At 58.1% G+C, this 14,457-nt stretch carries 15 protein-coding genes and 1 pseudogene; 6 read left to right on the top strand and 10 right to left on the bottom strand.

Annotated elements, in window-relative coordinates; genetic code table 11:
- The 3 genes from purM to ACIP66_RS26620 all read left to right on the top strand — a co-directional run.
- The coding region (gene purM / locus ACIP66_RS26630; protein WP_400652080.1) for a phosphoribosylformylglycinamidine cyclo-ligase at positions 1 to 1,008 on the top strand (1,008 nt) is incomplete at its 5' end.
- Positions 1,008 to 1,658: a phosphoribosylglycinamide formyltransferase gene (purN, locus tag ACIP66_RS26625; RefSeq protein ID WP_053118526.1), complete on the top strand. Its 651-nt coding sequence runs from the start codon at positions 1,008 to 1,010 to the stop codon at positions 1,656 to 1,658. The genes purM and purN, both read left to right, overlap by 1 nt.
- Positions 1,659 to 1,666: 8 nt before the next feature.
- Positions 1,667 to 2,380 (top strand): DUF3108 domain-containing protein, encoded by a 714-nt coding sequence (locus ACIP66_RS26620; RefSeq protein ID WP_053118524.1) that lies wholly within the window; start codon positions 1,667 to 1,669, stop codon positions 2,378 to 2,380.
- A gap of 167 nt (positions 2,381 to 2,547) precedes the next feature.
- On the opposite strand, the gene ACIP66_RS26615 is transcribed toward ACIP66_RS26620, so the two are convergent.
- Positions 2,548 to 4,173, bottom strand: coding sequence for a methyl-accepting chemotaxis protein (locus ACIP66_RS26615; RefSeq protein WP_400652077.1), 1,626 nt, complete (start codon positions 4,171 to 4,173; stop codon positions 2,548 to 2,550).
- Positions 4,174 to 4,311: 138 nt separating this feature from the next.
- Positions 4,312 to 5,358 (bottom strand): amidohydrolase family protein, encoded by a 1,047-nt coding sequence (locus tag ACIP66_RS26610; protein WP_371262364.1) that lies wholly within the window; start codon positions 5,356 to 5,358, stop codon positions 4,312 to 4,314.
- 129 nt (positions 5,359 to 5,487) lie between these two features.
- Here ACIP66_RS26610 and ACIP66_RS26605 point away from each other — a divergent pair, with 129 nt between their 5' ends.
- Complete coding sequence (locus tag ACIP66_RS26605) at positions 5,488 to 5,904, top strand: OsmC family protein (protein ID WP_053118518.1); 417 nt, start codon at positions 5,488 to 5,490, stop codon at positions 5,902 to 5,904.
- A 61-nt stretch (positions 5,905 to 5,965) separates the two neighbouring features.
- Complete coding sequence (locus tag ACIP66_RS26600) at positions 5,966 to 6,838, top strand: pirin family protein (RefSeq protein ID WP_212544258.1); 873 nt, start codon at positions 5,966 to 5,968, stop codon at positions 6,836 to 6,838.
- 84 nt (positions 6,839 to 6,922) lie between these two features.
- On the opposite strand, the gene ACIP66_RS26595 is transcribed toward ACIP66_RS26600, so the two are convergent.
- From ACIP66_RS26595 to ACIP66_RS26580, 4 genes are all read right to left on the bottom strand, one after another.
- Positions 6,923 to 7,651 (bottom strand): dienelactone hydrolase family protein, encoded by a 729-nt coding sequence (locus tag ACIP66_RS26595; RefSeq protein ID WP_159815060.1) that lies wholly within the window; start codon positions 7,649 to 7,651, stop codon positions 6,923 to 6,925.
- Between the two features lie 68 nt (positions 7,652 to 7,719).
- Positions 7,720 to 9,624: a molecular chaperone HtpG gene (gene htpG / locus ACIP66_RS26590; RefSeq protein ID WP_053118568.1), complete on the bottom strand. Its 1,905-nt coding sequence runs from the start codon at positions 9,622 to 9,624 to the stop codon at positions 7,720 to 7,722.
- A gap of 82 nt (positions 9,625 to 9,706) precedes the next feature.
- The gene (locus ACIP66_RS26585; protein WP_053118509.1) at positions 9,707 to 10,159 is read right to left on the bottom strand and encodes a PaaI family thioesterase; all 453 of its coding nucleotides are present in this window, start codon (positions 10,157 to 10,159) and stop codon (positions 9,707 to 9,709) included.
- Complete coding sequence (locus ACIP66_RS26580) at positions 10,156 to 10,632, bottom strand: PaaI family thioesterase (protein WP_400652072.1); 477 nt, start codon at positions 10,630 to 10,632, stop codon at positions 10,156 to 10,158. Before ACIP66_RS26580 ends, ACIP66_RS26585 begins: the two co-directional genes overlap by 4 nt.
- A 158-nt stretch (positions 10,633 to 10,790) precedes the next feature.
- Here ACIP66_RS26580 and ACIP66_RS26575 point away from each other — a divergent pair, with 158 nt between their 5' ends.
- Positions 10,791 to 11,027, top strand: a complete 237-nt coding sequence (locus ACIP66_RS26575) for a hypothetical protein (RefSeq protein WP_053118505.1) — start codon at positions 10,791 to 10,793, stop codon at positions 11,025 to 11,027.
- Positions 11,028 to 11,103: 76 nt separating this feature from the next.
- Here ACIP66_RS26575 and ACIP66_RS26570 read toward each other — a convergent pair whose 3' ends face one another.
- From ACIP66_RS26570 to ACIP66_RS26555, 4 genes and pseudogenes are all read right to left on the bottom strand, one after another.
- On the bottom strand, positions 11,104 to 11,505 hold the full coding sequence (locus ACIP66_RS26570) for an MAPEG family protein (protein WP_400652069.1): 402 nt from the start codon (positions 11,503 to 11,505) through the stop codon (positions 11,104 to 11,106).
- Entirely contained in the window at positions 11,505 to 12,242 is a 738-nt protein-coding gene (locus tag ACIP66_RS26565; RefSeq protein ID WP_159815062.1) for a DUF599 domain-containing protein, read from the bottom strand. Before ACIP66_RS26565 ends, ACIP66_RS26570 begins: the two co-directional genes overlap by 1 nt.
- Positions 12,243 to 12,495: 253 nt before the next feature.
- Positions 12,496 to 13,809, bottom strand: coding sequence for a branched-chain amino acid transport system II carrier protein (gene brnQ, locus ACIP66_RS26560; protein ID WP_053118494.1), 1,314 nt, complete (start codon positions 13,807 to 13,809; stop codon positions 12,496 to 12,498).
- A 454-nt stretch (positions 13,810 to 14,263) separates the two neighbouring features.
- A pseudogene (locus ACIP66_RS26555) lies at positions 14,264 to 14,457 on the bottom strand (succinate--CoA ligase subunit alpha); the annotation flags it as partial.

The following is a 14,457-nucleotide window of genomic DNA, read 5'->3' as shown; positions in this document are numbered from 1 at the left end:
GCCGGTGTAGCTTTGGTAGAACGCATCAAGAGCGTCGCCAAGCGCACTGCGCGCCCGGAAGTCATGGGCGGCCTGGGCGGTTTCGGCGCCCTCTGCGAAATCCCGGCCGGCTACAAGCAGCCAGTGCTGGTTTCCGGCACCGACGGCGTCGGCACCAAGCTGCGTCTGGCGCTGAACCTGAACAAGCACGACAGCATCGGCATCGACCTGGTCGCCATGTGCGTCAACGACCTGGTGGTGTGCGGCGCTGAGCCACTGTTCTTCCTCGACTACTACGCCACCGGCAAACTCAATGTCGAGACCGCGACCCAAGTGGTTACCGGCATCGGCGCTGGCTGCGAACTGTCGGGTTGCTCGCTGGTTGGCGGCGAAACCGCTGAAATGCCAGGCATGTACGAAGGCGAAGACTACGACCTGGCCGGCTTCTGCGTCGGCGTTGTGGAAAAAGCTGAAATCATCGACGGTTCGAAAGTTGCCACCGGTGACGCGCTGATCGCGCTGCCATCGTCCGGCCCGCACTCGAACGGCTACTCGCTGATCCGCAAGATCATCGAAGTCTCCGGTGCCGACATCGAAAACATCCAGCTCGACGGCAAACCGCTGACCGACCTGCTGATGGCCCCGACCCGCATCTACGTGAAGCCGCTGCTCAAGCTGATCAAAGACACCGGCGCCGTCAAAGCCATGGCCCACATCACCGGTGGCGGCCTGCTCGACAACATCCCGCGCGTTCTGCCAAAAGGCGCTCAGGCTGTTGTTGACGTCGCCAGCTGGACTCGCCCGGCCGTGTTCGACTGGCTGCAAGAGCAAGGCAACGTTGACGAAACCGAGATGCACCGCGTGCTGAACTGCGGCGTCGGCATGGTCATCTGCGTGGCTCAGGAGCACGTTGAAGTCGCCCTGAACACCCTGCGTGACGCTGGCGAGCAGCCTTGGGTGATCGGTCAGATCGCTGCTGCGGCCGAAGGCGCAGCTCAGGTTGATCTGCAGAACCTTAAGGCTCATTAATGTCCGCACCCTGTGATGTCGTGGTGCTGTTGTCCGGCACCGGCAGTAACTTGCAGGCTTTGATCGACAGCACGCGAGCCGGCGACAGCCCGGTTCGCATCGCTGCGGTGATTTCCAACCGCGCCGACGCGTACGGCCTGCAACGCGCCAGTGACGCGGGTATCGCTACCCGCTCGCTGGATCACAAGGCATTCGAAGGTCGCGAGGCCTTCGATGCTGCACTGATCAAACTGATCGACGAATTCCAACCCAAACTCGTGGTACTGGCCGGTTTCATGCGCATTCTCAGCGCGGATTTCGTTCGCCACTACCAAGGGCGCCTGCTCAACATCCACCCGTCGCTGCTACCCAAATACAAAGGGTTACACACTCATCAGCGCGCGCTGGAAGCCGGCGACACGGAGCACGGCTGCTCCGTGCACTTCGTCACCGAGGAACTCGATGGCGGACCACTGGTCGTACAGGCAGTAATACCGGTAGAGTTGCACGATTCGCCGCAGAGTCTGGCGCAGCGGGTTCACGTTCAGGAACACCTGATCTACCCGATGGCCATACGCTGGTTTGCTGAAGGCCGGCTGGCCCTCGGTACGGACGGTGCTTTACTGGATGGCCAGTTACTCGCGGCCAGCGGCCACTTGATTCGACACTAGGAGATTTTATGCGTCGCGCCCTGCTTCTCGCTTGCGCCTTGTTTGCCCTGCCCTTCGCACAGGCAGCAGACCTTCAACCGTTCTCCGCCAGCTACACCGCCGACTGGAAACAGCTGCCGATGAGCGGCACCGCCTCGCGCAGCCTGACCAAGGAAGCCAACGGCGTCTGGAAACTCAGCTTCAAGGCATCGATGATGATCGCCAGCCTGAGCGAAGAAAGCACCCTGACCCTGGACAAGGACACCTTGCTGCCACAGTCCTACCACTTCGAACGTGGCGGTCTGGGCAAAGCGAAAAAGGCTGACCTGGACTTCGACTGGGCCAACAAACTGGTGACCGGCACTGATCGCGGCGACGCGGTGAAGATCCCGCTGAACCGTGGCATGGTCGACAAATCCACCTACCAACTGGCGCTGCAGCACGACGTGGCTGCCGGCAAGAAAAGCATGAGCTATCAGGTAGTCGATGATGGCGAAGTCGATACCTACGACTTCCGCGTGCTGGGTTCGGAGAAAGTCGAAACCAAGGCTGGCCAGATCGACGCGATCAAGGTCGAGCGCGTTCGCGATCCGACACAAAGCAAGCGCATCACCGTCCTGTGGTTCGCCAAGGATTGGGATTACTTGCTGGTTCGCCTGCAACAGGTTGAAACGGACGGCAAGGAGTACAACATCATGCTCCTCGACGGCACGGTCAACGGCAAAGCCGTTAAAGGCAGCTGATTCGACGCACGATGAAAGAGCCCCGCGAGATGCGGGGCTTTTTTTTGCTGGCAACTTGCGCCTCTGTAGGAGCTGCGGCACGCTGCGATCTTTTGATCCTGATCTTAAAAAATCAACATCAAAAGATCGCAGCCTCGTTTCACTCGACAGCTCCTACAGGGGTAATTTCAAACCGAAAACTTCGCCACCATGCTGTTCAAATCCACCGCCAACCGCGACAACTCCTGACTCGCCGCACTCGTCTGATTCGCCCCTGCCGACGTCTGCATCGCCAGATCACGAATGTTCATCAGATTACGATCCACCTCCCGCGCCACCGCCGCCTGCTCCTCCGACGCACTGGCGATGACCAGATTGCGTTCATTGATCAGCGTAAACGCCGAGGCAATCTCCTCCAGCGCTACCCCAGCAGCTTTCGCCAGCTCCAGTGTCGAACGCGCCCGGACATTACTCTGCTGCATCGAATTAACCGCCGAATCGGTGCCCTGCTGAATCCCGCTGATCATCTGCTCGATCTCGTGCGTCGATTGCTGCGTGCGATGCGCCAGTGCGCGCACTTCATCCGCCACCACCGCAAACCCTCGCCCGGCATCACCGGCCCGCGCGGCTTCAATCGCCGCGTTCAGCGCGAGCAAATTGGTCTGCTCGGCAATCGAGCGAATCACGTCCAGCACCTTGCTGATGCCATGCACCTTGTCCGCCAGATTCTCGACCTGCGTGGCATTGTTGGTCACGTCTTCAGCGAGAAACTCAATCGACGACACGGTCTGCTGCACCTGTTCACGCCCATGCTGAGCAATGCGATCCGATTCACGCGAAGCTTCGGACGTCGCCACCGCATTGCTGGCAACCTCCTCAACCGCTGCCGTCATCTGATTCACCGCCGTCGCCGCCTGTTCAATTTCCAGACTCTGCTGATGCAACCCGCGCGTAGCGTCTTCCGTGACGCAGCTCAGCTCTTCCGAGGCCGAGGCGAGTTGGCTGGAGGATTCGGAAATTCGCCGGATCGTGTCGCGCAAGTTGTGCTGCATGCTTTGCAACGCTTGCAGCAGCCGCGCCGGTTCATCCTTGCCGCTGATAGTGATGTCGCCAGTCAGGTCGCCAGCCGCAACCACTTCCGCCACTCCAAGCGATTGCGCCAGCGGCAGCACGATGCTGCGCGTCAGCATCACCGCGAGACCGATGGTGATCAGCGCGGTAATGCCGATCATCACCCCGACCCACACCCGCGAATTGGTGAACACCAGCCGAGCGGCCTCGGTGGCGAGATTGGCGTTGTGTTTGTTCAGTTCGACCAGCTCACGCAGCGTGACTGCGATTTCATCGGCCAACGGGCTCATCTGGCCGTTGAGAATGCTCGCCGCCTCTTCCACGCGGTTCCGCGCGGACAGCTGCATCACCTGCGCCTGATATTCCAGGTATTTGTGTTCGGCGACCTTGAAGCGATCAAACAACGCGCGCTCCTCCGGCAGAACAATCAGCACGTCATAAGTTTGCTGGGCTTCGCTGAGCACGCCGCGCAGCTCATTGAGCTTGGCGACGTTCTGCTCAAGCGCCTGCGGATCGCGATTGAGCAGCAGGCGCATGGTCAGCGCACGCAGGCGCAACATGTCCTGACTCATCTCGCCGACCGCCATCACACTGGGCAGCCAGTTGTTATCGACCTCGTCGGATTGCGCACGCATGTTCGCCATTTGCAGCAGGGCGAACGCCCCAAGGGCAAACACCATCAGCGCCAACAGGCCAAAACCCAGACCGGCGCGCGGGGCAATATTGAGACTACGGATACTCATTGCTCTGGTTCCTTCCAAAAGCGCTGCATCAACCCTGCAGCTGGTTGCTTTAGAAGGTATCGGCCCTTTGCGAATTTGCGTAAGACGAAATGGTGATATCAAAACGCCTTAATACTTCAAACGCTTGGCAATAACGTTTCAGCGATCAATACCTGATTTGGGCGAAGTTTTCGGCAGGATCGCGAGGAAGTTATCCCGCGCGACTTTATGCGCGACCTCTGTAGGCAATGCGTCGAGGAACGGATTGAAGCTGTGCATTTCCTTACCCAGCTTGTTGAATCGACCTACGACGTCCGAGCCCAGCATGAAGCGCTCAGGGTAGCGCTCGACCAGCGCCAGCCACTCTTTGCGCGGCTTGCCTTGCTCATCCAGCAGATACGGGGTGAGCATGCTCCACGACAGGTCGATGTACAGATTCGGATAGGCCTCCAGCATGCGCGTCAGCGTTGGCAGCAAGAAATCCATCTGTGTCTGATGCCGATGAATCTCGGCGCTGGTGCCGGCGTGCGCCCAGATAAACCGGGTGTGCGGGTGGTTGCGCAGCGGTTCTTCGACTTCCGACAGATAAAGCGGATTTTTCTCACGCTTGGAGGTGATGTTCGAGTGCAGCATCACCGGCAAATCGTTCTCGGCGGCCAGGTGATAAATCTTGGTCATCGCCTCATTGTTGGCGCGCGGGGTGTCGCCGGAGGTCAGCGCCGTCAGGTCATCATGACGGGTAAACACTTCGCCAATGCCCTGCCACAGCCCCGGGTACAGATCGAGCATGCGCTGAATGTGCGCGGCGGAGTTCTTGTCGTTCGGATTGAAGCCGGAGAGGAACGGATGAAAGTACGGCCGCTGCTCAGCAGGCAGTTTTTGCACGGCATCGGCGACGATCACATCAGTGGCGCTGTACCAATAGGCATCGGCGTCATCACCGGCGTAATAGCGTGGACGTTTCGGTTCATCTTCGTGCCACTTCTTCGCCACCGGAATGCCGGAAATCATCACGTGCTCGACGGAATTTTCTTTCATCGCTGTCAGCAATTTCGGCATGCCAGCGGTTTCCTGGAAAAAATCCACGTAATGCAGGTGCGCATCGCTGTAGGTGTAATCCCGCGCATGGGCGGCACCGGCAATCAGCAACAGACTGGCAAGACTCAAACGAAACAAGGACACAAGTAATCTCCGGCAGGTAGGCACAGACTAGACCCCAGCGCAGCCGCCGGGGTTCAGCCAGCCGGAAAGTGAAACGTTCAGCGGCGACAATGCTCTATAACTGCAAGATCCTTTTTGATCGAAGTACATTTTCCCACCGATAGCGAGGTTCACATGACCATCACCGTCAATACCGTCTCTGCCGAAGGTTTCCGTCACTCCGTAAAAATCGATGATCTGGAATTGTTCACCGACGTCCCGGCTGCTGCCGGCGGTGAAGGCACGGCGCCAGAGCCGCACGATTATTTCGACGCCGCGCTGGGCGCCTGCAAAGCCCTGACCCTGAAAATGTACGCGAAAAAGAAAGACATCCCGCTGACCGGTGTGGGCGTCGACGTCAAACGCGACAATAGCGAAGAGCAAAAAGGCAAATACGTTCTGCACGTCACCCTCACCCTCAAAGGCGTGCTCACCGATGCTCAGCGTGAAGAACTGCTGCGCGTCGCCGACCGCTGCCCGATTCACAAGCTGATGACCACCAGCGACGTCACCATCGAAACCCACGCGCCACAAGGCTTCGACAGCCAGTAATCCTCCTGATGCCAGCGGCGGGTTATGCTTCTGGCATCACCCGCTCAGCCTGGAATGCACCATGGACACGCAACCTCTGATCATCCGCCCGCGCGCCGAAGACGTCGAAGGCCAGCCGATTCTGCGCCCGTTGCCGTCAGCCAAATGCCGCAGCGTCGGGCCATTCGTGTTTTTTGACCACATGCTCGAAACGGTTTATCCGACGGGCAAAGGCATGAACATCCGACAGCACCCGCACATCGGTCTGTCGACCCTCACCTACCTGTTCCAGGGGCAGATCCAGCACAAGGACAGCCTCGGCTCCGACCAGGTGGTCAGCGCCGGCGATGTCAGTTGGATGACCGCCGGCAGCGCGATCGCCCACGTTGAGCGCACGCCGGAGCCGTTGTGGGAACAGAGCTTCACGATGCACGGCTTGCAGATCTGGCTGGCCTCACCCAAGGATCACGAACAAGGCCCGGGGCATTACAGCCATCACCCGGCGGCGACGTTGCCGGTCAGCGATAACCTTGGCGTGCAGATTCGCATGATTGCCGGGTCAGGCTTTTGCCTGGAATCACCGGTGCCGGTGCTTTCTCCTACGTTATATGCCGAAGTGCAGATGCAAACGGCGACCACACTGCTGATTCCGACCGAGCATGAAGAACGGGCGGTGTATGTGCTGAGTGGTGATGCGCAGTTGAACGGCGAAGCGATTGAGCCGCATGCGCTGGTGGTGTTGCCGGCTGGGGAAGAGATGAGTCTGTTTGCCGAGAGTGATGTGCACGCCGTGGTGTTTGGCGGCGCGCCACTGGACGGGCCTCGGCGGATCAACTGGAATTTTGTCGCGAGCGATCCGGCGGCGATCGATGAGGCACGGCGTAAATGGGCGGCCGGGGATTGGCCGACGGTGCCGGGGGAAGTTGAGCGGATTGAATTGCCGGCAGGCCGATAAAGCAAAAGATCGCAGCCTGCGGCAGCTCCTACATTGATCGCGTGTAGGAGCTGCCGCAGGCTGCGATCTTTTGATCTTGAAAAATCAGCCTTTGAACACTTCATCCAGCAAATCATGCATCGACTTGAACGCGCGCTTGGCCGTTTTCTCGTCGTACATCATCTTGCCCGGCACATTCGCATGCGGGTCAGTAAACGAGTGCACCGCACCGCCATAGCTGAGCAACTGCCAATCGACATTCGCCGCGTTCATCTCATCTTCAAACGCCGGCAATTGTTCCTTCGGCACCAACGGGTCGGAAGCACCGTGCAGCACTAGCACCGAGCCTTTGATGTTCTGCGCATCCGCCGGGTTCGGCGAATCGAGCGTGCCATGGAACGACACCGCCGCTTTCACCGGCGCACCGGTGCGCGCCAGATCCAGTGCACAGCAACCGCCAAAGCAGAAACCGAACACCGCCAGTTTCGAGGTATCAACCGCCGCCTCGCCCTGCTTCTGCAACTGCTCGAACGCCGCCTGCATACGCGTGCGCAGCAACGCACGGTCATCCTTCAACGGCATCATCGCCGCACCCGCCTGATCAGCGTTCTGTGGACGCACGGCCTGACCATAGACGTCAGCAATCAACACCACGTAGCCCTTGGCCGCCACCGACTTGGCGATTTCTTCCGCGCCCGCGCTGACGCCCATCCAGTTCGGCGCCATCAACAAACCCGGACGCGCGCCTTTGTGCTCGGCGTCGAACGCCAGACGACCTTCATAAGGCTGGCCGTCAATCTGATAGACCACGGAACGTACTGTGACTTGGCTCATTTCTGACTCCTGATTTGCTAAACACCAGAATGAAAAAACCCGCCGAAGCGGGTTTTTCTACGACTTGGTTAAACCGACAGCTCAACCAGCAGCTTGTTCAGACGGCGCACATAAGCGGCCGGATCCTTCAAGCTGTCGCCGGCAGCCAGGGCTGCCTGATCGAAGAGGATGTGCGACAGGTCGCCAAAACGCTCTTCGCTCTGCTCGCCATCGAGTTTCTCGATCAGCGGGTGGCTTGGGTTGAACTCGAAAATCGGCTTCGAATCTGGAACCTTCTGACCGCTGGCTTCGAGGATCTGACGCATTTGCAGACCCAGATCCTGCTCGCCGATGGCCAGAATGGCCGGCGAATCGGTCAGACGATGGGAAACCCGGACTTCCGCCACGGAATCGCCCAGCGCGGTTTTCAAACGCTCAACCAGACCTTCTTTGGACTTGGCGACTTCTTCTGCAGCTTTCTTGTCCTCTTCCGAGTCGAGGTTGCCCAGATCGAGATCACCGCGTGCCACGTCGACAAAGGTCTTGCCGTCGAACTCGCTGAGGTAGCTCATCAGCCACTCGTCGATGCGGTCGGTCAGCAGCAACACTTCGATGCCTTTCTTGCGGAAGACTTCCAGGTGCGGGCTGTTCTTGACCTGCGCGTAGGTTTCGCCGGTGAGGTAGTAGATCTTGTCCTGACCTTCCTTGGCGCGGGCCAGGTAGTCGGCCAGACCGACGATCTGCTCGCCGTCGTCGCCGTTGGTCGATGCGAAACGCAGCAGACCGGCAATTTTCTCCTTGTTGGCGAAGTCTTCTGCCGGGCCTTCTTTCATGACCTGACCGAAGTTCTTCCAGAAGCCTTTGTATTGCTCAGGCTCGTTTTTCGCCAGTTTTTCCAGCATGTCCAGCACGCGCTTGGTCAGCGCGGTTTTCATCGAATCGATGATCGGGTCTTTCTGCAGGATCTCACGCGACACGTTTAGCGACAGGTCGTTGGAATCGACCACGCCTTTGATGAAGCGCAGGTACAGCGGCAGGAACGACTCGGCCTGATCCATGACGAACACGCGTTGCACGTACAGCTTCAGGCCTTTCGGCGCTTCACGCTGATACAGGTCGAACGGTGCGCGGGCCGGCACATACAACAGCGAGCTGTATTCAAGCTTGCCTTCGACTTTGTTGTGGCTCCAGGCCAGCGGGTTTTCAAAGTCGTGAGCGATGTGTTTGTAGAACTCCTGGTATTCCTCGTCCTTCACTTCAGTGCGAGGGCGAGTCCACAGGGCGCTGGCCCGGTTGACGGTTTCCCATTCGGCCGCTGGTGTTTCTTCACCTTCAGCAGGTGCCACTTCTTTCGGCAGCTCGATCGGCAGCGCGATGTGGTCGGAGTATTTCTTGATGATGTTGCGCAGACGCCAGCCATCGGCGAATTCGTCTTCAGCCGCTTTCAGGTGCAGAACGATACGAGTGCCGCGCTCTGGCTTGTCGATGTTCGCAACTTCGAACTCACCCTCGCCTTTCGACGACCAGTGCACGCCTTCGCTGGCTGGGGTGCCGGCGCGACGGGAGTACACGTCAACCTGATCGGCAACGATGAATGCGGAATAGAAACCCACACCGAACTGACCGATCAGGTGCGAATCTTTCTTTTGATCGCCCGAGAGGTTTTTCATGAAATCGGCAGTGCCGGATTTGGCGATGGTACCCAGGTGGGTGATCACATCGTCACGGTTCATGCCGATACCGTTGTCTTCGAGGGTGACGGTCTTGGCGTCTTTGTCGAAGCTCACACGGATTTTCAGATCAGCGCCACCTTCGAGCAACTCTGGCTTGGCCAGGGCTTCGAAGCGCAGCTTGTCGACAGCGTCAGAGGCGTTCGAGATCAATTCGCGAAGGAAAATTTCCTTGTTGGAATACAGCGAATGGATCATGAGGTGCAGCAGTTGCTTCACCTCGGTCTGGAAGCCCAGGGTTTCCTTTTGAGTTTCCACACTCATGGTCATCAAACTCCAATCAGATGGCAGTGGCCGCGACCCGAAATGGTCGGCGGCGGGTTGTTCTCTGAGTTTGGGGCGCTGTTCAGGATTTCAAGGGCTCATCAATTTTGAAGTGCGCGCGAGCGGTGGCAATCGGCTCGCCTTCGGTGCTTTGCCACGCCGTGATTGCGACGTTGGCGACGCGACGCCCCTGCCGGCACACCTGACATTTGGCCCACGTGTCGCGGAATTGCCCGGCGCGCAGGTAATCGAGGGAGAAATCGATAATCTTCGGCACGCCCGGCGCTTCGGTGAAGATCAACAGATGCAGCGCCGCAGCCAGTTCCATGAACCCGGCAATCACGCCGCCGTGGATGGCAGGCAGTAAAGGGTTACCAATGTTGTCCTTGTTCGCTGGCAGCTTGAACAGCAGTTCATCGCCGACCCGCGAACATTCGACGCCGATCAAACCTGCGTAGGGAATCAGCTTCAACAGTGGCGCGTAATCACCTTGAGCGTGAGCGAGTTGCAGTTGCTGTTTCAGATCATCGCTCATTGCCCTGCTCCCTTGATCACGCCGCCGAAGCCTTTGGTGCCTTTCAAACCCTTGCCCATGCGCATAAAAGTGCCGACGACGTGGGCAATGGGTTGTGCAGGATCGTCCTGGTAGGCGAAACCGCGAGCAAAGATCACATCGGTGGTTACCCGGTAGCACTGGGCGAAGCCATAGACGTCTTTGTTCGGTTCGGCGGCGTGCATATAGTCGATGCGCAAATCGAGGGTCGGGCAGACTTCGAATTCCGGCAACACGCACAATGTCGACATCCCGCAAGCGGTGTCCATCAACGAGGTGATTGCCCCGCCGTGAATCACGCCGGTCTGCGGATTTCCGACAATTCGTGAGCTGTAAGGCAGGATCACCGTAAGCCCTTCTCTGGAGGCTTCATGTACCCGCAAACCCAGTACCTGACAGTGTCTTAACGCTGAAAGAAATCGCGTCGCGCGCTCAAAAACGGGGTTTTCAGCCATATGATAATTACTCTCGTTAAAGCCATTGGCCAGTAGTAGCCAACAGGCCAAAAGTTCCGTGGCAAAACAAACTTATATATCTGAAACAAATGAGGAACTTAACCTGTAGCGCAAAGCTCTTAAGGCCAGTAGTTATTTTCCATAAGGAGAAACACCCCATGCGTAAGACTTTTGCTATTGCCTTGATGTTGACCGCTTCCCTCGGTCTCGCTGCCTGCGATAAAAAATCCGAGGACAAAGCTCAAGATGCCAACCAACATGCTGAACAAGCTCAGCAAGACATGAACAAAGCTCAGGATAAAGTGAACGACGCTGCGAAAGAAAACGCCGAAGCTGCCAAAGCTCAGGCTGAATCGAACGCTGCCGCGCAAGACGAAGCTGCTAAGAAGCAATAATCTGCTTTTTACCGCTGAAAAAAGAAACCCGCCTAGTGCGGGTTTTCTTTTGTCTGGGATTTAATGGTAATGGCGCTTAGAGCAAAAGGGTTCTAAAAGTCGGACTAATCATCAGCAGCAGCGAACACACTAAGCCAACGAACCAGACCAGGCTACGCAGTGCTGGTAGATCAGCCAGGTAGAACCACAAGTAGACGATGCGGGCGATGACGAAGATGATCGCCAAGGCATCGATCAGCCATCCTACCGTTTGCGTGGTGTGCGCCATCAACACACCCACGGCAAATAACATGAACGCTTCAATACTGTTCTGATGCGCCGCCAGCGCCCTCGCGCCGTAACCAGTCAGTTGCGCCTGTTGTTGGCGCGGCAAGTGGTTGTTGTAACCGCCCTGCTCTTTCATCGCCTTGGCCACCGGCATACGCGCCACATAAATCAGCAAAGCGCTGATAAACACACACCAGAACGGAATACTCATCAAGCGGCCTCTTTGTTCGCCTCGGGAATGGGCGCCTCTGTAGGGGTATAGACCATTACGTCGAGAACGTCGGAATGAAACTCGCGACGATACAAGACCAGCACCACGCCAGTGCTCAACAACATGAACAGCCACGGGCTGACGAACCACGCGAGCATGGTCATGCCGAAGTAGTAAGAACGCAGACCGAAGTTGAACTGGTTGGCCGCCATCGAAATCACCCGCGCCGCCCGTGCCGCGAACGCTTTACGCTCCTGTTCGGAGACATGACGCTCGCCGATCATCGGCGCCGAACCGACCAGCACCGCCGCGAAGTTGTACTGGCGCATGCACCAACTGAAGGTAAAGAAGGCGTAGACGAACACCATTGCCAGGCACAGCAATTTGATTTCCGACATGCCCTGCGACGCTTGCTGCACCATCGGGATGTCCGCCAGCAACGACACCGCCCGCTCGGAGGCGCCGAGCACGGTGAGAATACCGGCGAGGATGATCAGCGTGCTCGAGGCGAAAAACGACGCGTTGCGCTCCAGATTGCCGATCACGCTGGCGTCGGCGATGCGGTTGTCACGCAAGAGCATGCGGCGCATCCAGTCTTCTCGGTACAAGTGCAGCACGCTGGCCAGGCACGCGGTGTCGCGGCCCTTCCACGTGGCATAACGGGTGTAACCGCCCCAGCAGATGACAAACCAGCACGCGGCGAGCAAGTGGATCAGATTGGCCTGGATGAACGACATGCAATTCCCTTGAATACGTGAACTTGTAGGAGCAAAGCTTGCTCGCGAAAGCGGCGTTTCTGTCGACATCAATGTTGAATGTCAGATCGCTTTCGCGAGCAAGCTCTGCTCCTACATAAAAGCGATGCAGTGCTTCGACGTTAGCCTAGGGAAAAAGACACTGCCTGACGCCCATAAAAAATGCCCCGTATCGATTGATACGGGGCATTTCTGTTTAAGCGTTGAAGACCCGCTTATGGCGGGTCAGCCAACCTCAGGCAACCGCTTCGCTGCGCTTGCCCAGCAGGCGATCGCAAACCACTGCAACCACCAAAGTCATCACACACGGCACCAGCCACGCCAGACCTTGCTCGCTCAGCGGCAGGTGCGACAGCTGCGTCGGCATCCAGTCAGCCAGACCAGCGCCTTTCAGTGCGTCGATGCTGCCGAACAGGAACGACACCAGCATCACCGGGCCGAGGATACGACCGTGTTCATGCCAGAAGTCTTTGCAGAAGCTCAGCGCCACCAACACGATGCACGGCGGGTAGATCGCGGTGAGCACCGGAATGGAGAACGCGATCAGCTTGGTCAGACCGAGGTTGGACACCAGCAGCGAGAACGCCGCCAGAATGATCACCAGGGTCTTGTACGACAGTGGCAGCACACGGCTGAAGTACTCGGCACAGGCGCAGGTCAGACCTACTGCCGTCACCAGGCACGCCAGCGAGATCAGTACCGCGAGGAAACCGCTGCCCAGCGAACCGAAGGTGTGTTGCACGTAAGCGTGCAAGACCGCCGCGCCGTTGGTTGCACCGACGGCCACTTCATGGCTGCCGGAACCCAGACGGAACAGGCTGATGTAGACCAGCGCCAGACCGACACCGGCGATCAAACCGGCGATGATCGCGTAACGGGTGATCAACTTCGGCGACTCGACGCCACGGGAGCGGATCGCGTTGACGATGACGATGCCGAACACCAGCGCGCCGAGGGTATCCATGGTCAGGTAACCATTGATGAAGCCCTGGGAGAACGGTGCCGCGACGTATTCCGGCGTACCGTGGCCGACGTCACCCGCCGGCAAGGCGAATGCAGCGATACCGAGCACGGCCAGCGCGATGATCTTCAGCGGCGCGAGGAAACGGCCAACGGTGTCCAGCAAACGGCCCGGGTAGAGCGAGATGAAGAACACCAGCAGGAAGTACACCGAACTGTAGAGGAACAGCGCGAGCGGGCTTTCGCCGGTCAGCGGCGCCAAACCGACTTCGAAGGACACGGTGGCGGTACGCGGAGTGGCAAACAGCGGGCCGACGGCCAGATAGCACGCAGCCGCAAGAATGCCGCCCGCGACTTTACCGATCGGGCTGCTCAGCGCGTCCATCGACCCACCGACCTTGGCCAGTGCGACAACGGTGATCACCGGCAAACCCACTGCGGTGATCAGAAAACCCAGCGCAGCCATCCAGACGTGAGGTCCGGCCTGCAGGCCAACGATAGGCGGGAAGATAATGTTGCCGGCCCCAACGAACAGGGCAAATGTCATAAAGCCAAGTGCCAGGATGTCCTGACCTTTCAAAACTTTCATTAAGGTAATACCACACTACTGAATCGGAATTTAGAGGGGGATTGCCCTGTGTAATTAGGGAAATGCTGTCGATCCGTATGGGACTGACCCTTAAAGCGCGTTGCATGCCTTGTGGGCGGCAGACGCAAAAATGGCTGCTAGCCTAACGAATTTGGCCTGCAAACGCACTGTTAGAGGGCGAACTATCCGATACGCGACGTTTCTGTGTCGCGTTTACGTATCTATTTTTCGTTGGTACGGCAAAGATCAAAAGATCGCAGCCTTCGGCAGCTCCTACAGGGGATGACGGTTGCCGGCCATGAAGGCATTTCGATCGCCCCCCCCCCCCAATGAAAACGCATTTCAATGTAGGAGCTGCCGCAGGCTGCGATCTTTTGATCTTCCAAATTGCAGAAACGACAAAGGCCACCCGAAGGTGGCCTTTGTTTGGTGAAGCGTCAGTTAAGCGCGAGGCTTACTTGACAGCCCAACCGGTCAGCTCGGCCAGGGCCTTGCCGATGTCTGCCAGCGAACGCACGGTTTTAACGCCTGCGTCTTGCAGTGCAGCGAATTTCTCTTCTGCAGTGCCTTTGCCGCCAGAGATGATTGCGCCAGCATGGCCCATGAGCTTGCCCGGAGGAGCAGTCACACCAGCGATGTAGGAAACAC

Source organism: Pseudomonas sp. NPDC088429 (assembly GCF_044753305.1).
Classification (GTDB): domain Bacteria; phylum Pseudomonadota; class Gammaproteobacteria; order Pseudomonadales; family Pseudomonadaceae; genus Aquipseudomonas; species Aquipseudomonas rustica.
Note: the sequence above shows the minus strand (reverse complement) of the source record. Positions and strands in the feature narration are given on the sequence as shown.

What these genes read in the sequence shown, in the direction of transcription:
- purN (WP_053118526.1), top strand. Translation starts at nt 1,008, where the DNA reads ATGTCCGCACCCTGTGATGTCGTGGTGCTGTTGTCCGGCACCGGCAGT.
- ACIP66_RS26620 (WP_053118524.1), top strand. Translation starts at nt 1,667, where the DNA reads ATGCGTCGCGCCCTGCTTCTCGCTTGCGCCTTGTTTGCCCTGCCCTTC.
- ACIP66_RS26615 (WP_400652077.1), bottom strand. Translation starts at nt 4,173, where the DNA reads ATGAGTATCCGTAGTCTCAATATTGCCCCGCGCGCCGGTCTGGGTTTT.
- ACIP66_RS26605 (WP_053118518.1), top strand. Translation starts at nt 5,488, where the DNA reads ATGACCATCACCGTCAATACCGTCTCTGCCGAAGGTTTCCGTCACTCC.
- ACIP66_RS26600 (WP_212544258.1), top strand. Translation starts at nt 5,966, where the DNA reads ATGGACACGCAACCTCTGATCATCCGCCCGCGCGCCGAAGACGTCGAA.
- ACIP66_RS26595 (WP_159815060.1), bottom strand. Translation starts at nt 7,651, where the DNA reads ATGAGCCAAGTCACAGTACGTTCCGTGGTCTATCAGATTGACGGCCAG.
- htpG (WP_053118568.1), bottom strand. Translation starts at nt 9,624, where the DNA reads ATGAGTGTGGAAACTCAAAAGGAAACCCTGGGCTTCCAGACCGAGGTG.
- ACIP66_RS26585 (WP_053118509.1), bottom strand. Translation starts at nt 10,159, where the DNA reads ATGAGCGATGATCTGAAACAGCAACTGCAACTCGCTCACGCTCAAGGT.
- ACIP66_RS26580 (WP_400652072.1), bottom strand. Translation starts at nt 10,632, where the DNA reads ATGGCTGAAAACCCCGTTTTTGAGCGCGCGACGCGATTTCTTTCAGCG.
- ACIP66_RS26575 (WP_053118505.1), top strand. Translation starts at nt 10,791, where the DNA reads ATGCGTAAGACTTTTGCTATTGCCTTGATGTTGACCGCTTCCCTCGGT.
- ACIP66_RS26570 (WP_400652069.1), bottom strand. Translation starts at nt 11,505, where the DNA reads ATGAGTATTCCGTTCTGGTGTGTGTTTATCAGCGCTTTGCTGATTTAT.
- ACIP66_RS26565 (WP_159815062.1), bottom strand. Translation starts at nt 12,242, where the DNA reads ATGTCGTTCATCCAGGCCAATCTGATCCACTTGCTCGCCGCGTGCTGG.
- brnQ (WP_053118494.1), bottom strand. Translation starts at nt 13,809, where the DNA reads ATGAAAGTTTTGAAAGGTCAGGACATCCTGGCACTTGGCTTTATGACA.